General features: G+C 68.1%; 20 protein-coding genes and 2 tRNA genes. 13 read left to right on the top strand and 9 right to left on the bottom strand.

Going from position 1 to position 24,010, the window contains the following annotated elements; all coding sequences use genetic code 11:
- Nucleotides 1–43 precede the first annotated feature (43 nt).
- Genes OG257_RS19460 through rpmH form a run of 5 tightly spaced genes read right to left on the bottom strand, consistent with a single transcriptional unit; the run spans nucleotide 44 to nucleotide 2,708 of the window.
- Complete coding sequence (locus OG257_RS19460; RefSeq protein WP_329209109.1) at nucleotides 44–553, bottom strand: Jag family protein; 510 nt, start codon at nucleotides 551–553, stop codon at nucleotides 44–46.
- Nucleotides 554–567: 14 nt separating this feature from the next.
- Complete coding sequence (yidC, locus tag OG257_RS19465) at nucleotides 568–1,821, bottom strand: membrane protein insertase YidC (RefSeq protein ID WP_329209111.1); 1,254 nt, start codon at nucleotides 1,819–1,821, stop codon at nucleotides 568–570.
- A gap of 3 nt (nucleotides 1,822–1,824) precedes the next feature.
- Nucleotides 1,825–2,184: a membrane protein insertion efficiency factor YidD gene (yidD, locus tag OG257_RS19470; protein WP_329209112.1), complete on the bottom strand. Its 360-nt coding sequence runs from the start codon at nucleotides 2,182–2,184 to the stop codon at nucleotides 1,825–1,827.
- The gene (rnpA, locus tag OG257_RS19475; protein WP_329209114.1) at nucleotides 2,181–2,552 is read right to left on the bottom strand and encodes a ribonuclease P protein component; all 372 of its coding nucleotides are present in this window, start codon (nucleotides 2,550–2,552) and stop codon (nucleotides 2,181–2,183) included. Before rnpA ends, yidD begins: the two co-directional genes overlap by 4 nt.
- Before the next feature lie 18 nt (nucleotides 2,553–2,570).
- Entirely contained in the window at nucleotides 2,571–2,708 is a 138-nt protein-coding gene (gene rpmH / locus OG257_RS19480; protein WP_078850492.1) for a 50S ribosomal protein L34, read from the bottom strand.
- A 382-nt stretch (nucleotides 2,709–3,090) separates the two neighbouring features.
- On the opposite strand from rpmH, the gene dnaA reads away from it, so the two are divergent.
- The 9 genes from dnaA to OG257_RS19525 all read left to right on the top strand — a co-directional run bounded on the left by dnaA (nucleotide 3,091) and on the right by OG257_RS19525 (nucleotide 15,826).
- Nucleotides 3,091–4,887 carry a chromosomal replication initiator protein DnaA gene (dnaA, locus tag OG257_RS19485; RefSeq protein ID WP_329209118.1) on the top strand — a complete coding sequence of 599 codons (1,797 nt, stop codon included), beginning with the start codon at nucleotides 3,091–3,093 and terminating at the stop codon, nucleotides 4,885–4,887.
- A 1,058-nt stretch (nucleotides 4,888–5,945) separates the two neighbouring features.
- A complete protein-coding gene (dnaN, locus tag OG257_RS19490; protein WP_329209120.1) occupies nucleotides 5,946–7,076 on the top strand; it encodes a DNA polymerase III subunit beta in 1,131 nt (376 codons plus the stop codon).
- 131 nt (nucleotides 7,077–7,207) lie between these two features.
- Nucleotides 7,208–8,086 (top strand): phosphogluconate dehydrogenase (NAD(+)-dependent, decarboxylating), encoded by an 879-nt coding sequence (gnd, locus tag OG257_RS19495; protein WP_329209121.1) that lies wholly within the window; start codon nucleotides 7,208–7,210, stop codon nucleotides 8,084–8,086.
- Between the two features lie 53 nt (nucleotides 8,087–8,139).
- Nucleotides 8,140–9,270, top strand: coding sequence for a DNA replication/repair protein RecF (gene recF / locus OG257_RS19500; protein WP_329209123.1), 1,131 nt, complete (start codon nucleotides 8,140–8,142; stop codon nucleotides 9,268–9,270).
- Nucleotides 9,267–9,845: a DUF721 domain-containing protein gene (locus OG257_RS19505; RefSeq protein ID WP_383174840.1), complete on the top strand. Its 579-nt coding sequence runs from the start codon at nucleotides 9,267–9,269 to the stop codon at nucleotides 9,843–9,845. Before recF ends, OG257_RS19505 begins: the two co-directional genes overlap by 4 nt.
- Nucleotides 9,846–10,248: 403 nt before the next feature.
- Nucleotides 10,249–12,318, top strand: a complete 2,070-nt coding sequence (gyrB, locus tag OG257_RS19510; RefSeq protein WP_329215196.1) for a DNA topoisomerase (ATP-hydrolyzing) subunit B — start codon at nucleotides 10,249–10,251, stop codon at nucleotides 12,316–12,318.
- Nucleotides 12,319–12,364: 46 nt separating this feature from the next.
- Nucleotides 12,365–14,992, top strand: coding sequence for a DNA gyrase subunit A (gene gyrA / locus OG257_RS19515; protein WP_329209124.1), 2,628 nt, complete (start codon nucleotides 12,365–12,367; stop codon nucleotides 14,990–14,992).
- A 93-nt stretch (nucleotides 14,993–15,085) separates the two neighbouring features.
- Nucleotides 15,086–15,682, top strand: a complete 597-nt coding sequence (locus OG257_RS19520; protein WP_329209125.1) for a DUF3566 domain-containing protein — start codon at nucleotides 15,086–15,088, stop codon at nucleotides 15,680–15,682.
- Nucleotides 15,683–15,752: 70 nt separating this feature from the next.
- Nucleotides 15,753–15,826: transfer RNA gene (locus tag OG257_RS19525), tRNA-Ile, on the top strand.
- Between the two features lie 351 nt (nucleotides 15,827–16,177).
- Here OG257_RS19525 and OG257_RS19530 read toward each other — a convergent pair.
- Nucleotides 16,178–16,552, bottom strand: coding sequence for a DUF6344 domain-containing protein (locus OG257_RS19530; protein WP_329209127.1), 375 nt, complete (start codon nucleotides 16,550–16,552; stop codon nucleotides 16,178–16,180).
- Between the two features lie 294 nt (nucleotides 16,553–16,846).
- Here OG257_RS19530 and OG257_RS19535 point away from each other — a divergent pair, with 294 nt between their 5' ends.
- The 3 genes from OG257_RS19535 (at nucleotide 16,847) to OG257_RS19545 (ending at nucleotide 20,428) form a co-directional block, all read left to right on the top strand.
- Nucleotides 16,847–16,981: a DLW-39 family protein gene (locus OG257_RS19535; protein ID WP_003958712.1), complete on the top strand. Its 135-nt coding sequence runs from the start codon at nucleotides 16,847–16,849 to the stop codon at nucleotides 16,979–16,981.
- Nucleotides 16,982–17,156: 175 nt separating this feature from the next.
- Nucleotides 17,157–19,094 (top strand): vWA domain-containing protein, encoded by a 1,938-nt coding sequence (locus tag OG257_RS19540; protein ID WP_329209129.1) that lies wholly within the window; start codon nucleotides 17,157–17,159, stop codon nucleotides 19,092–19,094.
- Nucleotides 19,091–20,428, top strand: a complete 1,338-nt coding sequence (locus tag OG257_RS19545) for a hypothetical protein (protein ID WP_329209131.1) — start codon at nucleotides 19,091–19,093, stop codon at nucleotides 20,426–20,428. Before OG257_RS19540 ends, OG257_RS19545 begins: the two co-directional genes overlap by 4 nt.
- Before the next feature lie 25 nt (nucleotides 20,429–20,453).
- Here OG257_RS19545 and OG257_RS19550 read toward each other — a convergent pair whose 3' ends face one another.
- Nucleotides 20,454–21,836, bottom strand: coding sequence for a serine/threonine protein kinase (locus tag OG257_RS19550; protein WP_329209133.1), 1,383 nt, complete (start codon nucleotides 21,834–21,836; stop codon nucleotides 20,454–20,456).
- A 106-nt stretch (nucleotides 21,837–21,942) separates the two neighbouring features.
- Nucleotides 21,943–22,491, bottom strand: a complete 549-nt coding sequence (locus OG257_RS19555) for a helix-turn-helix domain-containing protein (protein ID WP_266922196.1) — start codon at nucleotides 22,489–22,491, stop codon at nucleotides 21,943–21,945.
- A gap of 170 nt (nucleotides 22,492–22,661) precedes the next feature.
- Between OG257_RS19555 and OG257_RS19560 the strand changes: the two genes are divergently transcribed.
- Nucleotides 22,662–22,734, top strand: a tRNA-Ala gene (locus OG257_RS19560).
- Between the two features lie 269 nt (nucleotides 22,735–23,003).
- Here the strand turns inward: OG257_RS19560 and OG257_RS19565 are convergent.
- Nucleotides 23,004–23,729 (bottom strand): DUF5324 family protein, encoded by a 726-nt coding sequence (locus OG257_RS19565; RefSeq protein ID WP_329209137.1) that lies wholly within the window; start codon nucleotides 23,727–23,729, stop codon nucleotides 23,004–23,006.
- Nucleotides 23,730–24,010 lie beyond the last annotated feature (281 nt).

The following is a 24,010-nucleotide window of genomic DNA, read 5'->3' on the forward strand; positions in this document are numbered from 1 at the left end:
GGCCCCGCCTGCGAACAGACGGGGCCGACAGTACAAGGATCCCTCAGGCAGGGAGTACGACGACGAAGCGCTGCGGCTCCTCGCCCTCGGACTCGCTGCGCAGACCTGCGGCCGCGATCGCGTCGTGCACGACCTTGCGCTCGAAGGGTGTCATCGGGTCCAGCTTCACCGGTTCACCGGAGCTCTTGACCTCATCTGCGGCCTTGGCACCCAGAGCGGCAAGAACTTCCCGCTTCTTGGCACGGAAGCCGGCAATGTCCAGCATCAGACGGCTACGGTCACCGGTCTCCCGGTGAACGGCCAGGCGCGTCAGCTCCTGAAGCGCCTCCAGCACCTCACCGTCGCGGCCCACAAGCTTCTGCAGTTCGCGCGCCGAGTCGCTGATGATCGAGACCGCAGCCCGGTCCGCCTCGACATCCATGTCGATGTCGCCGTCGAGGTCGGCGATGTCGAGCAGGCCTTCGAGATAGTCGGCCGCGATCTCCCCTTCCTGCTCCAGGCGGGTCAGAGTGTCGCTGCCCTCAGCGGCCGTGGTGGTGGTGCCTTCCGTCACGGATGGACTCCTTCTTACTTCTTGGACGGGTGCTTGGGCCGCTGCGGGCCCTTGCGCTGTCCGGACTTGGCTTGGCGTGAGGAGCCGGACGCGGGCTTGCCCGCGGGCTTCGGCTTGTCGTCCTGCTTCTCGAGCGACGTCTTGGGTTCCGGCTCGGCGGAACCGGAGTCCTTGGCCGCACCCGGATGCGTTGCAGCGGTCTGGCGCTTCGCCTTCGTCTGGCGCTTGGGCTGCTGCCGCTTCGCCGCAGCACCGCCCTCGGCTTCGGCAACAGCGGTTTCGCTCTTCGCCACCGTCCCGTCCTCCTGGGCCGCGAGACCCAGCTTGGCCAGACCGGTGATGAACTTGCGCTCGATGTCGTTGCGGTCAGGGCCCTTGACGACGATCCGCTTCACGGTGTTGCGCCTCGTCCTGCCGCGCACCTGCCCATGAGCGGTCACGCTCTTCAGCAGACGGCCCAGGTACTGGTCCTGCGCCTTGCTGCCCGGCGTCGGGTTCTGGTTGATCACGTACATCTGCTGACCCATGGTCCAGACGTTGGTGGTCAGCCAGTACACGAGGACACCGACGGGGAAGTTGATGCCCATGACGGCGAAGATCAGCGGGAAGATGTACATCAGCATCTTCTGCTGCTGCATGTACGGGGTCTTCACCGTCAGGTCGACGTTCTTCGTCATCAGCTGGCGCTGGGTGAAGAACTGCGAGGCCGACATCATCACGATCATGATCGCGGTGACGACTCGGACATCAGCCAGCGAGGCGCCGAGCGCCTGGACCTTCTCTTCGCTGTCCATGAACTTCGCGGCCAGCGGAGCGCCGAAGATGTGCGCCTGACGGGCGCTGTCGAGCAGCGGCTGGTCGATCACACCGATCGTCTTGCCCGAGGCGATGGACGACAGCACGTGGTACAGGGCGAAGAAGAACGGCGACTGCGCCAGGATGGGCAAGCACGAGGAGAGCGGGTTGGTACCCGTCTCCTTGTACAGCTTCATCATCTCTTCGGACTGACGCTGCTTGTCGTTCTTGTAGCGCTCCTGGATCGCCTTCATCTTCGGCTGGAGCACCTGCATGTTCCGGGTCGACTTGATCTGCTTAACAAAAAGCGGGATCAGACAGATCCGGATCAGAACCACCAGGGACACGATGGACAGGCCCCAGGCCCAGCCCGTGTCGTCGCCGAAGAGCGCCCCGTACAACTTGTGGAACTGGACGATGACCCACGAAACAGGTGTGGTGATAAAGCTGAACAGACTGGCAATCGTGTCCACTAATCAGGCTCCTTGAGCTTTGGGCGAGGTCTCTGTGGCCGGGCTCAGGGGTTCGGAGACCGACCCCCCGGAAGGCACAACGGCGGCGGAGTCCCCGCCCTTGCCACCACGCACATGGCTGCGCAGCAGTTCGTGCCAACGCGGACGTTTGCGTGGCGGTACGTGATCCACGCCGCCGGGTGACCACGGATTGCAACGGAGAATGCGCCATGCCGTCAGCGCAGTTCCCTTGATCGCACCGTGCCGGTCGATCGCCGTATATCCATAGTGGGAACACGACGGGTAGTAGCGGCAGACAGGCCCGAGGAGTGGGCTGATCGTCCACTGGTACAGCTTGATGAGAGCCAGCAGCGGGTACTTCATCGCGCGCCCCCTCCCAGCAGCCGCTCCAGAGCGGCATCCAGGTCTCGGGCCAGCTGTGCATGGTCGGCGTCACCCGATCCGGGCAGCGCTCGTACGACAACAAGGCTACCGGGGGGCAGCTGAGCCAGCCGATCGCGGACCAGATGGCGAAGCTTCCGCTTCACCGAGGTGCGCACGACCGCTCCACCCACTGCTTTGCTGACAACGAAACCCGCACGTGGCGGGGAAGCACTCTCCCCAGTCACGTGCGGGTCCGTGGCACCGCTGCGTAGATGTACGACGAGTAGCGGGCGTCCGGCCCGACGTCCTCGGCGTACCGCGGTCGCGAAGTCCTCGCGCCGCCTCAGCCGATTCTCGGTAGGCAGCACGTCATGACCTGGCCGCGATCAGGCGGACAGGTTGGTGCGACCCTTGCCACGGCGGTTCGCGAGAATCGCGCGGCCGGCACGGGTACGCATGCGAAGCCGGAAGCCGTGGGTCTTGGCGCGACGACGGTTGTTCGGCTGGAAGGTGCGCTTGCTCACTCGGGGGCTCCAGAAATGATTCGTGTGTTGGCGGGACATCGCCTGGCTGTCACCGTGCGCCCACGAGGAACTCGCGTAAACGCCTTAGTGCACCGCTTCACAATCACAGATCGTGATCTTTGCCCATCGGAGGCAGGCGGCAGCAGCCATCGACAACTCGACCTGGTCACGGTACGCGCGGCTACGCCATCCGGTCAAACCGGCTCCGCGCCACCCCCTGTCTATACACAGCCTGTGGACAACAACTTGAACCGTGCGGGTCGCCCTGACTACCGTGGCTGAACTCCGGTTCCTTTCCTTCCCACCTGCCGGGCCTCACCCGACCCGACCCATCCCGTCCCGAGAACCACACATTCGTGGGACATGCGAGAGAGCGTGCCTTGTGGCTGACGTACCTGCCGATCTTGCCGCAGTGTGGCCACGAGTGCTGGAACAACTCCTCGGGGAGGGCCAGCAGGGCATCGAGCCGAAGGACAAGCAGTGGATCGAGCGCTGCCAGCCGCTGGCACTCGTCGCTGACACCGCACTACTGGCCGTACCCAACGAATGGGGCAAGCGCGTCCTGGAGGGCCGGCTCGCGCCGCTCATCAGCGAGACGCTCACCCGGGAGTGCGGCCGGCCGATCCGGATCGCGATCACCGTCGACGACTCCGCGGGCGAACCCCCCGCCCCGCCCGCACCTCCGATGCACCAGTCGCACCAAGGCCAGCAGTCCCACCGCTACCAAGGGCCACAGCGCGACGACCCCTCGCACAACGACGGGTACGACAACTACGGCCACCGCCCCTCCGACGACGGCATGCCGACAGCCCGTCCCGCCTACCCGGACTACCAGCAGCAGCGCCCGGAGCCCGGCGCCTGGCCACGCTCCCAGGAGGACCTCTCCTGGCAGCAGCCCCGGCACGGCGGATACCAGGACCGCGATCCGTACGCGAGCCCCCGGCCCCAGCAGCCTCAGCACGACTACCGGCCGCAGCCGCCGGAGCGCCAGGGCTACGAGCAGCAGCGGGACGCGCGCGACCGTCATGATCTGCAGGACCAGCAGCCCCAGCACCGTCAGGGCGGTCCCGGCACCGGACGTACCGGTGGCGGCGGCCCCGGCCCCATGGGTGCCCAGCCCGCACCCGCACCCGGTCCCGGTGAGCCGCACGCCAGGCTGAACCCCAAGTACCTCTTCGACACCTTCGTCATCGGCGCTTCCAACCGCTTCGCGCACGCGGCGGCGGTAGCCGTGGCGGAGGCGCCGGCGAAGGCGTACAACCCCCTCTTCATCTATGGGGAGTCGGGGCTCGGCAAGACCCACCTGCTCCATGCCATCGGGCACTACGCGCGGAGCCTCTACCCGGGTACCCGCGTGCGGTACGTGAGCTCCGAGGAGTTCACCAACGAGTTCATCAACTCGATCCGCGACGGCAAGGGCGACACCTTCCGCAAGCGGTACCGCGACGTGGACATCCTTCTGGTCGACGACATCCAGTTCCTGGCGAGCAAGGAGTCGACGCAGGAGGAGTTCTTCCACACCTTCAATACGCTCCACAACGCCAACAAGCAGATCGTGCTGTCCTCGGACCGGCCGCCGAAGCAGCTGGTGACGCTGGAGGACCGGCTGCGCAACCGCTTCGAGTGGGGCCTCACCACCGACGTGCAGCCGCCCGAGCTGGAGACGCGTATCGCGATCCTGCGCAAGAAGGCGGTACAGGAGCAGCTCAACGCACCGCCCGAGGTACTCGAGTTCATCGCCTCCCGCATCTCGCGCAACATTCGCGAGCTGGAGGGTGCGCTGATCCGCGTGACCGCCTTCGCCAGCCTCAACCGGCAGCCCGTGGATCTCGGTCTGACCGAGATCGTCCTCAAGGACCTCATCCCGGGCGGCGAGGACTCGGCGCCCGAGATCACCGCGCCGGCCATCATGGCGGCCACCGCCGACTACTTCGGTCTCACGGTGGAGGATCTCTGCGGATCCTCCCGCAGCCGCGTGCTGGTGACGGCGCGCCAGATCGCCATGTACCTGTGCCGCGAGCTGACGGACCTCTCGCTGCCCAAGATCGGTGCTCAGTTCGGCGGACGCGACCACACCACGGTGATGCACGCCGACCGGAAGATCCGTGCACTCATGGCGGAGCGGCGTTCCATCTACAACCAGGTCACCGAGCTCACCAACCGCATCAAGAACGGCTGACGAGCCGGCCCTCCGCAGCGCGAACCCGGGGCGCCCCGCAAGGACCACAAGGAGTCCTCGCGGGGCGCTTTTCGTCATCCGGAGGCCTGACCACGGCTGCCGTAAGAGGGCGCCGGACCGGCAGGTGCTGCGGAAAACGGGACCGCAGAGCTTCGCCAGGAAGCTGTGAGAAGCCGCCCGGAGTCCGTCGGAAGAGACGCATGGGCCTCCGCGGAGGCCCTCCCGGACGTCCGTCCGACCCGCGCACAGCACGTTCCGAGCCACTCCGCACCCTCGCGAGACACCCCGAGTGTTCGAATACGGCCCGCGAACATGCCCTTCTCCACAGATCCATGAGGAAATGGGCATCCACAGCCTGGGGACTATGAAGTTGTCCAGATTGCATCCACAGGGCCCGCTGTCGATACTCCATCAGGCCAGGTCACATGCCTGGGGATTTGTGGTCAACGATGATCCACAGCCTGTGGACAGAATTTTCGTCCACAGGGGCTCGATGATGTTGTCCACCGTCGGCCCACAGGCTGGGCCCTGTTGTCCCCAGCTTCTCCACACCCCTGTCCACTGTTCGGCAACTCAACACCCGCTTTCACTGCCGAGAGTGAAAGGCGTCACACCAAGGAGCTCGGTTGGGCTGTGGGGAACCTGGGTAAAGCTGGGGACAGCCCTGGGGAGAAGTAACCCCCACCTGTGCATCGGGTGTGCAGAACTTTCGGGTGTCCACAGAAACACCAAGTTGTCCACCGGTGCCGCCCACAGGGTCGGTGGACAAAAAACGGGCACTGACCTGCGGAAACGACGTTATCCACGGTTTCCACAGGCCCTACTACTACTGCCACTCAGAGTTAGCCAGGAATCCGCTTCGAAGTGGGGCCTGTGCACAACTTGGGCCGGGACCTCCGAGGACCGCTTGTCGCGACTTGACCCCGAGCAGCAACGAGTGTCGGTGCCGTACGTCAGACTGGACCCCGGCGTCCTCCCCTCAGCCCCTCGGCAGGGAGACCCCGAACCAGACGACGAAGGCCAGCAGGGCGAGCGAGCAACAGCAGGAGGCGGTTCCGGTGAAGATCCGGGTGGAGCGCGATGTACTCGCGGAGGCGGTGGCCTGGGTGGCCCGCAGCCTCCCGGCCCGTCCGCCGGCGCCCGTTCTTGCGGGCCTTCTGCTGAAGGCCGGTGACGGAGCCCTCAGCTTCTCGAGCTTCGACTACGAGGTCTCGGCCAAGGTCTCGGTGGACGCCGAGATCGAGGAGGAAGGCACGGTGCTCGTCTCCGGCCGGCTCCTCGCCGACATCTGCCGCGCCCTGCCGAACCGACCGGTGGAGATTTCCACCGACGGTGTGCGGGCCACCGTGGCGTGCGGCTCCTCTCGATTCACACTCCACACACTGCCTGTGGAGGAGTACCCGGCACTGCCGCAGATGCCGACCGCGACCGGCACCGTCCCGGGTGAGGTCTTCGCCTCGGCCGCGGCCCAGGTCGCCATCGCCGCCGGCCGTGACGACACGCTGCCCGTCCTCACGGGTGTCCGGATCGAGATCGAGGGCGACACCGTCACCCTCGCCTCGACCGACCGCTACCGCTTCGCGGTCCGTGAGTTCCTGTGGAAGCCCGAGAACCCGGACGCCTCTGCCGTCGCCCTGGTGCCCGCCAAGACGCTCCTGGACACCGCCAAGGCGCTGACCAGCGGTGACACGGTGACGCTGGCGCTGTCGAGCTCGGGTGCCGGTGAAGGCCTCATCGGTTTCGAGGGTGCGGGCCGTCGCACGACGACGCGCCTCCTCGAGGGCGACCTGCCGAAGTACCGGACGCTCTTCCCCACCGAGTTCAACTCGGTCGCGGTCATCGAGACCGCCCCGTTCGTGGAGGCCGTCAAGCGTGTGGCCCTCGTCGCCGAGCGGAACACCCCGGTGCGGCTCAGCTTCGAGCAGGGTGTGCTGATCCTGGAGGCGGGTTCCAGCGACGATGCACAGGCTGTGGAGCGCGTCGACGCCGTGCTCGAGGGTGACGACATCTCGATCGCCTTCAACCCGACGTTCCTGCTGGACGGGCTCAGCGCGATCGACTCCCCGGTCGCCCAGCTCTCCTTCACGACGTCCACCAAGCCCGCCCTGCTCAGCGGCCGTCCCGCCGTCGACGCCGAGGCGGACGACGCGTACAAGTACCTGATCATGCCGGTCCGCCTCTCCGGCTGATCCGGCGATCGTTCCTGTCACGGCAGCTTCCGGCGGGCACGCTCAGCGCTGAGCAGGCCCGCCGCGCTGTCCCCGGCCGGGCGTAGGCTCGGTCCCGGGTACGAATCGGCACAACGCTTAAGGAATCTCTGATGGAGCTCGGTCTCGTCGGCCTCGGCAAGATGGGCGGCAACATGCGCGAGCGCATCCGCCGCGCAGGCCACACCGTCATCGGTTACGACCGCAACCCGGACGTCGCCGATGTCCACAGCCTCGAAGAGCTTGTGGGCAAGCTCAAGGGTCCGCGCGTCGTCTGGGTGATGGTTCCGGCGGGTGCCGCGACCCAGTCCACCATTGATGAGCTGGCCGAGCTGCTCTCCCCGGGCGACATCGTCGTGGACGGCGGGAACTCCCGCTGGACCGACGACGAGAAGCACGCCGTGGAGCTGGGCATCAAGGGCATCGGCTTCGTCGACTGCGGTGTCTCCGGTGGCGTCTGGGGCCTGGAGAACGGCTACGCCCTGATGTACGGCGGCGACGCCGCGAACGTGGCGAAGGTGCAGCCGGTCTTCGACGCGCTCAAGCCCGAGGGTGACTTCGGCTCCGTCCACGCGGGCAAGGTCGGTGCCGGCCACTTCGCGAAGATGGTTCACAACGGCATCGAGTACGCCATGATGCAGGCCTACGCCGAGGGCTGGGAGCTCCTGGAGAAGGTCGACTCCGTCACGGACGTGCGTGAGGTCTTCCGCTCCTGGCAGGAGGGCACGGTCATCCGTTCCTGGCTGCTCGACCTGGCGGTCAACGCGCTGGACGACGACGAGCACCTCGACAAGCTCCGTGGGTTCGCCGCGGACTCCGGTGAGGGCCGGTGGACGGTCGAGGCCGCCATCGACAACGCGGTGCCGCTGCCCGCGATCACGGCGTCCCTGTTCGCCCGGTTCGCCTCGCGGCAGGACGACTCCCCGCAGATGAAGATGATCGCCGCGCTGCGCAACCAGTTCGGCGGGCACGCGGTCGAGAACAAGAAGTAGTAGTACGCAGCACGGCAGAACGCAGAGCACGAAGTCGGAAAGGGTCGGCGAACATGCACGTCACGCATCTCTCGCTGGCCGACTTCCGCTCGTACGCCCGGGTCGAGGTCCCTCTCGACCCGGGCGTCACCGCGTTCGTGGGGGCCAACGGCCAGGGCAAGACCAATCTGGTGGAGGCCGTCGGCTACCTCTCGACGCTCGGCAGCCATCGGGTGTCGTCCGATGCCCCTCTGGTGCGGATGGGCGCGGAGCGTGCTGTCGTCCGGGCCGCGGTCACTCAGGGCGAGCGGTCGCAGCTCATTGAGCTCGAGCTCAATCCGGGCCGTGCGAATCGAGCCCGCATCAATCGGTCGTCGCAGGTCAGGCCGCGTGACGTGCTGGGGATAGTGCGGACCGTGCTGTTCGCTCCCGAGGATCTGGCCCTGGTGAAGGGCGACCCGGGTGAGCGTCGGCGCTTCCTGGACGAGCTGATCACGGCGCGTTCGCCGCGGATGGCGGGCGTCCGGTCCGATTACGAGCGGGTGCTGAAGCAGCGCAACACCCTGCTGAAGTCCGCGGCGATGGCCCGCCGGCACGGCGGCCGGTCGATGGATCTGTCCACGCTGGACGTGTGGGACCAGCATCTGGGCCAGGTCGGGGCGGAGCTGCTGGCCCAGCGCCTGGACCTGATCGCGACGCTGCAGCCGCTGGCGGACAAGGCGTACGCGGACGTGGCGCCGGGCGGTGGCCCGGTGACGCTGGAGTACCGCAGCTCGGTCGGTGCCGACGTGGAGCCCGCGCGCACCCGCGAGGAGCTGTACGAGCAGGTGATGGCGGCGCTCGTCCAGGCCCGTAAGCAGGAGATCGAGCGGGGCGTGACACTGGTCGGTCCGCATCGTGACGATCTGGTGCTGGGGCTGCGCGGGATGCCTGCGAAGGGGTACGCGAGCCACGGGGAGTCCTGGTCGTACGCGTTGGCGCTGCGGCTGGCCTCGTACGACCTGTTGCGCTCCGAGGGCAATGAACCGGTGCTCGTGCTGGACGACGTGTTCGCCGAGCTCGACGCGCGGCGTCGTGAGCGGCTGGCGGAGCTGGTGGCCCCGGGTGAGCAGGTGCTGGTCACGGCGGCGGTCGACGACGACGTCCCGGGTGTGCTGGCGGGTGCCCGGTACGCGGTGTCCGCGGGTGAGGTGGAGCGGCTGTGAGCGGCCGGGGAGAGAACGGCGGGCGGGCGCTGCCGGATCCGGTGAGCGGTGCCGCGGCGAAGCAGCCCGAGGTGTCGGGTGTCGATCTGGCGCGGGTGGCGCTGCGTGCGGCGAAGGAGCAGGCCCGTGCCCGCGGTGATGCGGCGCAGCAGAAGAAGCAGGCCAGGCGTGGTGGTGGGCTGAGGTCGGGTGCGCGGTCCGACGGCCGTGATCCGTTGGCGCTGGGGTCGGCGATCAACCGGTTGATCACGGAGCGGGGCTGGGAGACCCCGGCGGCCGTGGGCGGTGTGATGGGGCGGTGGTCGCAGATCGTGGGCGACGATCTGGCCAATCACTGTGTGCCGCTGCGGTACGACGAGGATCCGGCCGAGCGGGTGCTGACGGTGCAGTGCGATTCGACGGCGTGGGCGACTCAGCTGCGGCTGCTGGCGCCGCAGCTGGTGGCCAGGCTGAACACGGATCTGGGCCATGGCACGGTGAGAATGATCAAGGTGCTGGGGCCTGGCGGTCCGCAGCGCAAATTCGGTCCGCTGCGGGCGCCGGGGAGTACGGGCCCGGGGGACACATACGGCTGAGCAGGGATTTTCCTGCTCCGGGCTCCTGTGATCACGGCCGGCGCCGGGGTTTTGCGAGGGGCGGAGCGCCCTCTTCGGTGCCGTTGCGCGGTTTGCCCTTGTCCACCTGATTGCACGGTTGTGCGGTGGTTCGTTCCAGGTGGCAAGTGTGAGGCGTCCCTCACCGTAGTGGGAGGTTGACAGCCCGAAGCGCTCAATGCCCGCGTGAGCCTCTCAGAGCCCCTTCCTGAATATGGGGAGTCGGCAGGCGCTCATTCAGGGCGGCACATGCGGACTCAGGTACCGGCAAACCCCCATTCATGTCGGCGCTACCGGTAGACTGATGGACAATCCCGCTTCCATGCGGGAGTCGTCGATACAAGCCGAACGACGCAGCCGCTCCCGCCTGTCCGGAGAACGGCCTGTGCTGTGCCAGAAAGGGCGCTTCGTGGCCGATTCCGGCAACCCCAACGAGAACAACCCGTCCACAGCCGGTGCGCACGGCGAGGTCACCGCCTCGTACGACGCCAGCGCGATCACGGTCCTCGAGGGCCTGGACGCGGTCCGCAAGCGACCTGGTATGTACATCGGCTCGACCGGTGAGCGCGGTCTCCACCACCTCGTCCAAGAGGTCGTCGACAACTCTGTCGACGAGGCGATGGCCGGCCACGCGGACACGATCGACGTCACGATCCTCGCCGACGGCGGGGTGCGCGTGATCGACAACGGCCGAGGCATCCCGGTCGGCATCGTGCCGTCCGAAGGAAAGCCGGCCGTCGAGGTCGTGCTGACCGTCCTGCACGCGGGCGGCAAGTTCGGCGGCGGCGGTTACGCCGTCTCCGGCGGCCTGCACGGCGTCGGCGTCTCCGTCGTCAACGCCCTGTCCACACGGGTCGCCGTCGAGGTCAAGACGGACGGCTACCGCTGGACCCAGGACTACAAGCTCGGTGTCCCGACCGCCCCGCTGGCCAAGCACGAGGCCACCGATGAGTCCGGTACGTCGGTCACCTTCTGGGCCGACGGGGACATCTTCGAGACCACCGAGTACAGCTTCGAGACCCTCTCGCGCCGCTTCCAGGAGATGGCGTTCCTCAACAAGGGCCTCACCCTCAAGCTCACCGACGAGCGGGAGTCGGCGAAGGCGACGGCGGGCGCGGACAGCGCGGACGCGGTCGAGCCCGCCGAGGAGGAGGCCGCCCGCACGGTCACGTACCACTACGAAAACGGCATCGTCGATTTCGTGAAGTACCTGAACTCCCGCAAGGGCGACGTCATTCACCAGTCGGTGATCGACATCGAGGCCGAGGACAAGGAGCGACTCCTCTCGGCCGAGATCGCGATGCAGTGGAACACGCAGTACACGGAGGGGGTCTACTCCTTCGCCAACGCGATCCACACGCACGAGGGCGGTACGCACGAGGAGGGCTTCCGTGCGGCGCTGACCTCTCTGGTCAACCGGTACGCGCGCGACAAGAAGCTGCTGCGCGAGAAGGACGACAACCTCACGGGTGAGGACGTCCGCGAGGGCCTGACGGCGATCATCTCGGTGAAGCTGGGCGAGCCGCAGTTCGAGGGCCAGACGAAGACCAAGCTGGGCAACACGGAGGCCAAGACCTTCGTGCAGAAGGTCGTCCACGAGCAGTTGACGGACTGGTTCGACCGGAACCCCAACGAGGCCGCGGACATCATCCGCAAGGGCATCGCGGCGTCCACGGCGCGTGTCGCTGCCCGTAAGGCGCGTGACCTGACCCGCCGTAAGGGGCTGCTGGAGAGCGCCTCGCTGCCGGGCAAGCTGAGCGACTGCCAGTCGAACGACCCCACCAAGTGCGAGATCTTCATCGTCGAGGGTGACTCCGCCGGCGGCTCGGCGAAGTCGGGCCGTAATCCGATGTACCAGGCGATCCTGCCCATCCGGGGCAAGATCCTGAACGTCGAGAAGGCCAGGATCGACAAGATCCTGCAGAACACCGAGGTCCAGGCGCTGATCTCGGCCTTCGGTACCGGGGTCCACGAGGACTTCGACATCGAGAAGCTCCGCTATCACAAGATCATTCTGATGGCGGACGCCGACGTCGACGGCCAGCACATCAACACCCTGCTGCTGACGTTCCTGTTCCGGTTCATGCGGCCGCTGGTCGAGTCCGGGCACGTGTACCTCTCCCGTCCGCCGCTCTACAAGATCAAGTGGGGCCGGGACGACTTCGAGTACGCGTACTCCGACCGTGAGCGCGACGCCCTGGTGGAGCTCGGCAAGCAGAACGGCAAGCGGATCAAGGAAGACTCGATCCAGCGCTTCAAGGGTCTCGGCGAGATGAACGCCGAGGAGCTGCGCATCACGACGATGGACCAGGACCACCGGGTGCTCGGCCAGGTCACGCTGGACGACGCGGCGCAGGCCGACGACCTGTTCTCGGTGCTGATGGGTGAGGACGTCGAGGCGCGGCGCTCGTTCATCCAGCGCAACGCCAAGGACGTCCGCTTCCTCGACATCTGAGTCGGCCGTACAAGCAAGCCGCAGCTCGAAAGGACTTTGACCAGCAATGGCCGACGAGAACACCCCTGTGACACCCGAAGAGGAGCCCGCGATCGCGGGTGTGGGCATGCGTGTCGAGCCCGTGGGGCTCGAGACGGAGATGCAGCGCTCCTACCTCGACTACGCGATGTCCGTCATCGTGTCGCGTGCGCTGCCCGACGTGCGGGACGGTCTCAAGCCCGTCCACCGCCGGGTGCTGTACGCGATGTACGACGGCGGCTACCGGCCCGAGAAGGGCTTCTACAAGTGCGCCCGTGTCGTCGGTGACGTCATGGGTACGTACCACCCGCACGGCGACTCCTCGATCTACGACGCGCTCGTGCGACTGGCGCAGCACTGGTCGATGCGCATGCCGCTGGTGGACTCCAACGGCAACTTCGGTTCTCCGGGCAACGACCCGGCCGCGGCGATGCGGTACACCGAGTGCAAGATGATGCCGCTGTCCATGGAGATGGTCCGGGACATCGACGAGGAGACCGTCGATTTCAAGGACAACTACGACGGCCGCAACCAGGAGCCGGTGGTTCTCCCGGCGCGCTTCCCGAACCTGCTGATCAACGGTTCGGCGGGCATCGCGGTCGGTATGGCCACCAACATCCCGCCGCACAACCTCCGCGAGGTCGCGGCCGGTGCGCAGTGGTACCTGGAGCACCCGGAGGCTTCGCACGAGGAGCTCCTGGACGCGCTGCTCGAGCGCATCAAGGGCCCGGACTTCCCCACGGGTGCGCTCGTCGTGGGCCGCAAGGGCATCGAGGACGCGTACCGCACGGGCCGCGGCTCCATCACGATGCGTGCGGTCGTGGCGGTCGAGGAGATCCAGGGGCGTCAGTGCCTGGTGGTCACGGAGCTTCCGTACCAGACCAACCCCGACAACCTCGCGCAGAAGATCGCCGACCTGGTGAAGGACGGCAAGGTCGGCGGCATCGCGGACGTCCGTGACGAGACGTCCTCGCGCACCGGCCAGCGCCTGGTGGTCGTGCTGAAGCGTGACGCGGTCGCCAAGGTCGTGCTGAACAACCTGTACAAGCACACCGATCTGCAGACGAACTTCGGCGCGAACATGCTGGCGCTCGTCGACGGGGTGCCGCGCACGCTGTCGATCGACGCGTTCATCCGGCACTGGGTGACGCACCAGATCGAGGTCATCGTCCGGCGTACGAAGTTCCGTCTGCGCAAGGCGGAGGAGCGGGCGCACATCCTGCGCGGTCTGCTCAAGGCGCTGGACGCGATCGACGAGGTCATCGCACTCATCCGTCGCAGCAACACGGTGGAGATCGCACGCGAGGGCCTGATGGGCCTGCTGGAGATCGACGAGATCCAGGCGAACGCGATCCTGGAGATGCAGCTGCGCCGGCTGGCCGCGCTGGAGCACCAGAAGATCACCGCCGAGCACGACGAGCTCCAGGCGAAGATCAACGAGTACAACGCGATCCTGGTGTCGCCCGAGCGGCAGCGTCAGATCGTCAGCGAGGAGCTGGCGGCGATCGTCGAGAAGTTCGGCGACGACCGGCGTTCCAAGCTGGTGCCCTTCGACGGTGACATGTCCATCGAGGACCTGATCGCCGAGGAGGACATCGTCGTCACGATCTCCCGCGGCGGCTACGTGAAGCGCACGAAGACGGACGACTACCGTTCGCAGAAGCGCGGCGGCAAGGGCGTGCGCGGGACGAAGCTCAAGGAAGACGACATCGTCGACCACTTCTTCGTGTCGACGACGCACCACTGGCTGCTGTTCTTCACGAACAAGGGCCGGGTGTACCGGGCGAAGGCGTACGAGCTGCCCGATGCCGGCCGGGACGCGCGTGGTCAGCACGTGGCGAACCTGCTGGCGTTCCAGCCGGACGAGCAGATCGCGCAGATCCTGGCGATCCGTGACTACGACGCGGCGCCCTACCTGATCCTGGCCACCAAGGGCGGCCTGGTGAAGAAGACGTCGCTGAAGGACTACGACTCTCCGCGTTCCGGTGGTGTCATCGCCATCAACCTTCGTGAGACGGAGAGCGGTGCGGACGATGAGCTGATCGGTGCGGAGCTGGTGTCGGCCGAGGACGACCTGCTGCTCATCAGCAGGAAGGCCCAGTCGATCAGGTTCACTGCGACGGACGATGCGCTGCGCCCGATGGGCCGTGCCACTTCGGGTGTGAAGGGCATGAGTTTCCGTGCAGGCGACGAACTGCTCTCGATGAATGTTGTCCGGCCCGGTACGTTCGTGTTCACTGCGACCGACGGTGGTTACGCGAAGCGGACCGCTGTCGACGAGTACCGCGTCCAGGGTCGTGGTGGTCTGGGTATCAAGGCCGCCAAGATCGTGGAGGACCGCGGTTCGCTCGTCGGGGCGCTGGTGGTGGAGGAGACGGACGAGATCCTCGCCATCACGCTCGGAGGTGGTGTGATTCGTACGCGAGTCAATGAAGTCAGGGAGACGGGCCGTGACACCATGGGCGTCCAACTGATCAATCTGGGCAAGCGCGATGCCGTCGTCGGTATCGCGCGCAACGCCGAGGCCGGTCGTGAGGCCGAAGAGGTCGACGGGACCGACGAAGCCGAAGGCAACACGGTCGAGGCCCATGCCGAGAGCGTGGTTGAGGGCACTGTCGAGGGCACGGAGCCCTCGGCCGGGGAGCACGAGGAGTAGAGCGTGAGTGGAGCCACGGGCGCCGGTTCGGCCTCTTCCGGAGCTGGAGCGAGCGGTGCCCGTGGCCCTGCCACGGACTCCCAAGGGGGAACTGTGACGGACACTCGGGGACCTCAGCCCCAGTACGAGGGGTACGCGACCGGGCCGTTGCCCGGTGAGCGTGAGCCCGCACCGGGCCAGGCGGGGCCCTATCACCCGCCGCAGGCGTACCCGTCCCCCGCGGGCGGTACGCAGGGTGGCGGCACACAGGGCGGTGCGCAGGGCGTGGGCGGCGTACAGGCGACGCGTCGGCCCCGGACCGGGGCGCGGACCACTCCGCGTACCCGTAAGGCCCGCCTGCGGGTGGCCAAGGCCGATCCGTGGTCGGTGATGAAGGTCAGCTTCCTGCTGTCCATCGCACTGGGGATCTGCACGGTGGTCGCTGCGGCGGTCCTGTGGATGGTGATGGACGCCATGGGCGTCTTCTCCACCGTGGGCGGCACGATCAGTGAGGCCACCGGCTCGAACGAGAGCAACGGCTTCGATCTGCAGTCGTTCCTGTCGCTGCCGCGCGTCCTCATCTTCACCTCGGTCATCGCGGTGATCGATGTGGTGCTGGCCACTGCGCTGGCGACGCTGGGTGCCTTCATCTACAACTTGTCGGCCGGCTTCGTGGGTGGCGTGGAGCTCACTCTGGCCGAGGACGAGTAGGGCACCGGGTATCGATTTTGGGACTGGCCCCGACGTGCGCTAATCTTCAGAAGTCAGCGCACAGCGCGGCGGGGCTATAGCTCAGTTGGTTAGAGCGCATCCCTGATAAGGATGAGGCCACAGGTTCAAATCCTGTTAGCCCCACAAGCAAGAAGGCCCCCGGTCCACACGGACCGGGGGCCTTCTGCGTTGCGGTTGCCGGCCGGATCGGATGTCTTCCGGATCCGGTCTCCCGTGGAGGGCCGCGGTTCCCGGATCCGGCCTCCCGGGGGTGTGTCCTGCCGGGCTCCTGCGGCAGTGGGGCCCTGGGCGTGACTCCTGGGTGACGCCTGGCGGGTCGTTGCTGCCCGCGGTTCCTCGGCTCCGGGATTGCTCGGGGAGTGCCTGTCCTGGGTGTGTACGTGCGGACGGGCGCCGCTCAGGGGCGCGCGCACGGGAAAGGCCCCCGTCCGGTGTGAACCGGACCAGGGGCCCTGTGTGTCGTCCGAGGCGCTCTCAGGGCGGTAGCGGGGACGAGTCCCCGGCAGGTGTGCCGCCGTGGGTGGAGCGGGTGCTGTTCGTCGCGTGCGCGGCGTCCGTGGTGTCTGCGGACAGCTGGCGGGTGGCCGGTGAGGAACCGTGGGCCTCGGCGCGGATGCGCTGCTTCATCGTGGGTGGCAGCGCCCTGTCACGCGGAAGGGTCCATCGCACCGACGGGGTGGTCGCGGTTGCCGCGGTCGCACCCGTGTGCTCCTGGGTCGTGGTCGTGGGCTCCGCGGCCGTGGCCTGCGCGGCCGTGGCCTGCGCCGTGGCGAGGCCCAGCGAGGCGAGGAGTGCGAAGAAGGCGGTGATGAAGGCGGTCCAGATGCTCTTGACCCTGAAGGTGCTCATGGCCCCTCGCTTTCAGGTGGTCCGGTTTGCTTACCTTTCTGATGATGTGGATGTGGCTGCCGAATTCCTGGACCGACGCCCCCGCTGCGCCGATCTTCTGATGAACACCACTCTTATGGTTCAACCGGTCCGGAAAAGCGTCTTCCGGGGGTGGTGAGCGGTCCGGAAGATGCCCGGACGAGTGCCGGGAGCGGTGCGGCGGTTGGGTTCCAGGGAGGTCACCGATCGGTATCGGCCGGTGTGTATAGTCGGGCGGCAGAAGTCCCTTACGTCAAGGAAAGACGAGGTCGCGCGGTGAAGAAGCTTCTCCTGGTCGCACTGGCTGCCATCGGCGGGCTCCTCGTGTACCGCCAGATCCAGGCGGATCGCGCCGAGCAGGATCTGTGGACGGAGGCGACCGACTCCGTGCCCGCAGGTTCGGGTGTGTGAGACGGAACAGCCTGCTGTGAGCCCCGGTCGCTGAGCGACCGGGGCTCCTTGCTGTCCGGGGCCGCTGTTGCGGGACCGTGACACCTGTGCCCTTGAGTTCACCTACGCAAATCAATAGGTTGCGAGAGCAAAGCAGCCGGGGTTTCAGGTGGATTTCAGGTCGAGGGGGGCTTCCATGGGGGCACGGACAAGGGCGGGAACCCGTAGCCGTACGGCAACGGCGGGGGCATTGGCCGGGGTGCTGTTCGCACTCGTGGCGGGGGGAATGCCCGCTGCGGCTTCCGTACCCGCAGGGCCGGGTGCTCAGGACGGCTCGAGCAGCCTGGTGATGGTGCTCGACTCCTCCGGCTCCATGGGGGACGACGACGGCACGGGCAGGACCCGGATGGAGAGTGCCCGTACGGCCGTGGGCACAGTGGTCGACGCGCTGCCCGACGGCTATCCGGCCGGCCTTCGCGTGTACGGCGCCGACCGGCCCCGCGGTTGCACCGACACCCGCCTCGTACGGCCGGTGCGGAAACTCGACAGGGCCGCCATGAAGAGCGCCGTGGCAGGTGTGCGGCCCAGAGGGGACACCCCCATCGGGCTTTCCCTGCAGAAGGCGGCGAAAGACCTGCCCGAGCCACGGAACGGTGCCGTCGGGACGCGCACGATCCTCCTGGTCTCCGACGGCGAGGACAACTGCGGAACGCCTCAGCCCTGCGAGGTCGCCGAGCAGCTCGGCAAGGAGGGCGTAGGGCTGCGGATCGACACCGTGGGCTTCCAGGTGAAGGGATCCGCCCGCAAGCAGCTCGAGTGCATCGCGGAGGCGGGCAACGGGCGCTACTACGACGCACCGGATGCGGAGGCGCTCGCCAGACAGCTGCAGCGGTCGGCGCAGCTCTCCGCCGACGGCTACCGGTTGAAGGGTGAGCGGGTCCGAGGAGCGACGGCTACGGACAAGGCCCCCGCGATCGCTCCCGGGCAGTACCTGGACACCATCGGACCGGGCGAGAAGCGGTACTACGCGGTCGACCTCGACGCGGTGTCCACCGCCGACTTCTCGGTGACCGCGGTTCCGCAGCCCGGTGCGGCCGTCGACAGCCTCGACGCCCTGAGCACCGGCCTCGCCCACGGCGCCGGTGACTCCCTCTGCGGTTCGCACACCGAGCACTTCTTCCAGAAGGAGGGAGCGACCCCGCTGACCTCGGCCGTCTCACGGATCCGTTCCGAGGGCGGCAGCCGCAGCTGCGACGAGGCGGGCCGCTACTGGCTGGTGGTCGAACGGCAGAGCAAGAAGGGTTCCGATTCCGCCCGTTGGCCCCTGGAGCTGCTGTACGGGGTCGAGACGCCCCTGGCCGACGGGGTCACCCCCGCCCAGTCCCGGCCGGAGTACGGGGACGGCGGGAAGGAGGCCGCACTGCCGTCGGGTGATCCGCGTGAGGTCCGTGGCGGAAGCGGGTTCAACGACGCCAGGGAGCTCGGCCGGGGGGTGTGGCGGGACCGGATCCTGCCCTCGCAGACCCTTTGGTACAAGGTTCCGGCCGACTGGGGCCAGCAGGTGCGCTACGACGTGGAGTTCGCGAACGAGCCGACCGTTAAGGGCGTCTCCTCCACGTACTCCTACGGCGGGACGCGGTTGTTCACTCCGGCCAGGTTCCCGGTCGCCGGCGGTGGTGAGTTCAGTTCGACAGCGATGTACAACGGGCGGCCCGCCGCGATCAGGATGGGGTCGGTCCCGGTCGCCTGGACCAACCGCTACGAGTCCCGGTCCGAGGTCCAGCCGGTGCACGCAGGGGGCGACTTCTACATCGCGGTGACCTTGGGGGCGAAGGTCGCGGAGATCGCCGAGAACCCCCGGATCGGCGTGGTGCTGCGCGTGGCGGTCCTCGGCGACGCGCTCGCGGGCCCCCAGCACGGAGCCCCCGTGTCGACCAGGAAGTCCGGCGACACGAAGGCGGACGATGACGGCAAATCGCCTGTGGCCGCAGACAGCAGTGGTTCGGGCGGGGCAGGATGGACCGGCATCGCGACCGCTGCAGGGGCGGGCGCCGTGGTCGCTCTGATCGCGGGGCTCGTGTGCGTACGCAGCCGTCGCAGGCCGGGCCGGCGGACGACAAGGGGAAGTGCGTGAACAGGCAGCGCAACAGGGGCCGGGTGATCCTGGCATCGCTCGCGGCTATGTGCGCCGTGGCGGTGCTGCCGGGACAGGCGCACGCGGCCGACGGTCCCGCGTCGTACGCCTTCGATCCCGCCGCGACAGCGGTCAAGGGTACGGAGACGAACGCCGACGCTGCGGAACTGAAGCCGGGGTCGGTCTACAGGAGTTCGATTCAGCGGGGCCAGAAGCTCTACTACCGCCTGGAACTCGACACGAGGACCAACGCGTACGTCTCCGCGGTGGTCGTGCCGAGGAAGGCCGGCAAGGTCGCCTACGGGGACGGCGTCACGGTCAGCATCAGGGACCTCGACGACACCCAGTGCAGTTCCGAGCAAGCGAACTTCGCGTCGGCGGAATTCCCGCGCCCGATCGCCGCGTACGCCCACCGGACCGTGGAGGACAGCGAGGCCACGTGCAGTGCGGCCGGCACCTACAACGTGCTGATCGAGCGGGAGAGCAAGGCGACGTCGGCCCCGGACGAGTGGGACCTGGAGCTGCGGTACGACACGGAGCCCGCACTGAAGGACGCCGGCTCGGTGCCGACCGAGGCGCCGGAGAACTGGTCGTCCGCCTCGCCCGCTCCGCCCGCCGGCAAGCAGAAGCGGGCCGGTGGCAGCAGCTACTACGACGCCACCAGTGTGAAGTCCGGCGAGTGGGTGGACAGCATCGCGCCCGGACAGACGCGCTTCTACCGTGTGCCGGTCGACTGGGGCCAGCGGATCTTCGCGTCGGCCTCGCTCAGCAACAACAACGCCTCGACCGAGTACCTGGGCAACGCCTTGGCGCTGTCGCTGGACAATCCGGCGCGCGGCCATGTCGACGACGCGACGCTGTCCTACTCCGGGGCGCCCGTCTCGGGCGCCCTGGACCCGTTGCCCGCGGTCGCCTACGAGAACCGCTACGCCTCGAGTTCGAAGGCCGCAGCCATGCGGTTCGCGGGCTGGTACTACCTGTCGGTGACGCTCACCCCGGAGGCCGCCAAGCACTACGGGGACACGGGTATCGGGCTGACGCTCAGGATCAATGTCCGTGACGAGGCAGGTCCGACGCCGTACAAGGGAGACGCGGGGATCTTCGGCGTCACCGATGACGACAAGGACATGGCCGAGACCGGGCAGAGTGCGCCGCAGGCCCGCGAGAGCGACACCATGAAGATGGTGGCCGCAGCGGGGATCGGCGCGGGTGCCGTGCTGGTGCTCGGGCTCGGGGTGTGGACGCTGGTGGCCAGGCGCCGTGCCGTTCCGGCCGCTGTGCCCCCGGGAGCGGGCGGGCAGTCGCCGTTCGGCGGACCGCCTCAGGCCTGGTAGGCCCGCGCCGGGGCCGGCCGGACCGTCAGGCCTGGGTCAGCGCCCAGATGCCCACCGCGAAACAGATCAGAGCGACGAGCAGAACCGGGACCGCCACCTTCGGGGGCGGTCCCGGCCGCGTTCGGGGAGCGGTCGGGGCATGCGGGGCGTTCCCGGGGACGGGGTGCCCGGCGGCCGGGGGGACAACTGCCGCGCCGGGGTGCGGAACCTGAGGGTGCTGGGCGGTGTATGCACGAGTAGGAAACGAATCGTGCTGCACCGCTGCCGTCGGGGCCTGGGCGAGGTCCGGTGCGGAAGCGGGGGAAGGGGAGGCCGCGTGCGCCGGGAACGGAGTGGGGGGCGTGTTCGGCTGTGCCTGTTGAGGGGGCGGGGCGAGGTGGAAGCTGCCCGTCTCCGACATCGAGGCGTGCGGCTGGGCGTAGGGCTGCTGTACGGGGGCCTGTTGTGCTGCCTGATGAGGCAGCTGCTGCCCGCCCGTCGGGGCCTGTGTGGGCGCCTGAAGGCCGTTTGCGCGGCCCTGAGGGCCGTTTACGGGCCCGTCGGGGCCGAATCCGCCCGGCAGGGGGCCGATCTGGTCGAAGACTTCCACTGGCTCGTTGTCATCGCCGGTCTCGGGCAGCATCTCGACCGCCGCCGCGAGGGCCTTGCGGGCACCCGTGGCGGTCCGGAAGCGGGCCTGGGGATCGGGCTGCAGCAGGCCGGCCAGGACCTGCCACAAGGGCTCGGGGATGCCCTGAGGTGCGCCTGGAGTGCCGTGTGCGGCGAAGTGCTCGATGAGCGCCTGGGCGTCGGGCTTCTGGCCCTGCAGCAGGTAGAGCGCGACCAGACCGACGGCGAACAGGTCCGCGGGGAAGTCGGGCTCTGCTCCCATCATCTGTTCCGGCGCGAAGTAACCAGGCGTGCCGACCACATAGTTGGTCTCGGTCAGGCGCGGCTCGCCCTTGCGCATGGAGATACCGAAGTCGGAGAGCCGCAGATGCGGCCGGCCGGTTCCGGTGGCCTCCATCAGGATGTTGGCCGGCTTGATGTCCCTGTGCACGACGCCCTCGGCATGCACCGTCGACAGCCCGGACAGCAACTGGTCGAGCAGGAGGCAGACGAAGCGCGGGGGCAGCGGGCCGTAGTCACCGATGACATGGGCCAGCGATCCGCCGCTGACCAGGTCCATGGTGAACAGGACCTTGTCGTCGTCGGCGGCCCAGCTCGCGGGCGCGAGGACATGGGGGTGCTCGATCCGCAGGGCCTGCTCACGGACGAAGCGCAGCAGCGTGTGCGCGTCGCTCTGCTGCAGGACCTTGGCCGCCACATACCTGCGGCGCCGGTGGTCCCAGGCGCGCCAGACGGCGCCGACCCCACCACGTCCGATCGGATCGATCAGTTCGTACCGACCAGCGAAGACCTCACCCATTGCGCTGCGCCCGCTCCCCGTTCCAGTTCCGGCTGTGTCCCGGGCCGTCGGGATCATGCCAGGGTCCCGACGGGCGGGACCCTGCTCCCTGGGCCTCAGGGTCTGTCTAGCTCTGGTGGCCTTCGTAGTGCGCGACCGCGTCGGCGGTGCGCCCTGCTCCGTACACCCTGAGGAACTCTGCCAGTTCGGGGTGGGTCGGGGCGAGGGAGTCCGCGGCATCGATGATGTCGCCGGCCGCGGCGACGGACCGCAGCAGCGACTGGATCTCGCGGACCACGCGGCGGACGGTGGGCGCCCCGCCGGTGGTCGTGGTCTGGCCGGTGTTGGTCAGGACGGAGCCGCCCTGCGACTTCTTGATCTCTTCCATCCGGTCGGTGGCCTCTCCCGCGCTGACACTGCCGTCGGCGACCTGACTGGCGAGTTCCTGAAGGGCCTGGACGCGCTGGACGACCGCGGGGTTGCCGATCTTGGCCCGCTGGCCGCTCATCAGCTGGGAGAGCATGGGTGCGGACAGTCCGAGCACCGCGGCGAGCCGGGCCTGGTTCAGGCCGAGATCATCGATCAGCCTGCGGAAGAGCGCCCCCAGCGGCTCTCCGTACCAGCTGCGCTGGAGCTCCCGGGCTCTAGCCGTTGCCTCTTGCTGCGCGGCGTCCATTGCGTCTCCCCTTCGCTGCGGCTTCGCTGCTGCGAACCTCGTCGTGCATCTTACGGAGAGCGGTTGCAGACCGGGAGTCCCAATCCTTTTGCAAGATTCAGGGGGTCACCCGGTACTCTGGTCTGCGGCGGACGTCGTGACACGCAAGTGTCCGGTGCTGTCCCCTTTCCGGGGCCTTAGCTCAGTTGGTAGAGCGCTGCCTTTGCAAGGCAGATGTCAGGAGTTCGAATCTCCTAGGCTCCACAGTCAAAATGCCCCCTGACCTGCGGTAACGCAGGGCCAGGGGGCATTTTCGTGCCATCGGTGGGGCCGCCGAAGCCCGAGGGGCGTTGCGCGCCCGGGCGGTTGCAGGCGGGGTGGTGGCTCCCACGGTGTGCGGGGAACCCCCTCGGACGCGTGGTCCGATCACTGTGATCTCCGGCTCAGTGCCGACTCGTGGCGCAGTACGAGAGGGGCGCCGGAGACCTCACGGTCTTCCGGCGCCCCTCTCGTACTGCGTACTGCACGTGTGCTCAGCGGCGGTCGTCGCGGTCCGTGCCGTCCGCTGTCTCCGAGCCGGCTTCGGCGTCGTCCTGCTTGGCCCGGACCTCCGGGTCGAGCACGGCCCCGCCACTGCCGTCGACCGAGGTCAGCGGGGTGCGGTCGTCGGGAACCTCGGTGGCGACCGGAGGCTCGACCAGCCAGTCGGGGTTGGCCTGCTTGTCCCACCACTTCCAGGCGGCGAAAGCGCCGCCCGCGAGGGCGCCCAGTACAAGGAGCCCCTTGGCCACCCGGCCGGCCTTGGCCCGTCGCTCGTGCTTCCTGATGAGCTTCTGGATCTCCTTGGCCGTCACCTGGCCGCGCAGCGCGGCGAGCGCGGCGGAGCTGCGGGCCGTGGCCTCCTCGGCGACGGGCTGGGCCGCGGCGACCGCCTGCTCGACCCGCGGAACGGTGTAGTCGGCTGCGCTGCGGGCCGCCTTGCGGGTCCGGACGGCCGCGCGGTGTGCGGCGTCGTCGACCTTGGGGGGCACGTGGGTCAGCGCCTGTTCGATACGTGGTGCCAGATACGCGTCGTACTGGACACGGGCCTGCGCGGCTGCCTTCGACACCTTGGGCGCGAGCAGTGCGCGAGCCTCCTGCGCGTAGTGCGCGGCCTGTTCCTTGGCCGTGTCGGCGTAGGGCGCCACCACTTCCGCGGCGTGCTGCGCGCTGTCCTTCGCCGAGTAGGTTGCGGCGCGCACGCTGTCGATGCGGGTCACGGGATCCTCCTCCTTGGTGGCGGGTAGGTACTCCGCCTATCCACCCATTTCGAAATCATGCCTGCTGGGGCCGTCCGCGCCATGCGGGACGGGCATCCGGGTCATGAGGGGCACTCTCGGTCAATGCGGTGCAAGGGGAGCGTGCCGATGACAATGCCACGGTTCGCGCCGGTGCGCGCCGCGTCGTCGCGCACTTGGCCGCATTAATCCCGCCGGAGATGTCCGATGGGTGCCCGGAACGCGGGCAACAAGGTGAGTGCGGCCGGTTACCGGGGCGGCGA

Source organism: Streptomyces sp. NBC_00683 (assembly GCF_036226745.1).
Classification (GTDB): domain Bacteria; phylum Actinomycetota; class Actinomycetes; order Streptomycetales; family Streptomycetaceae; genus Streptomyces.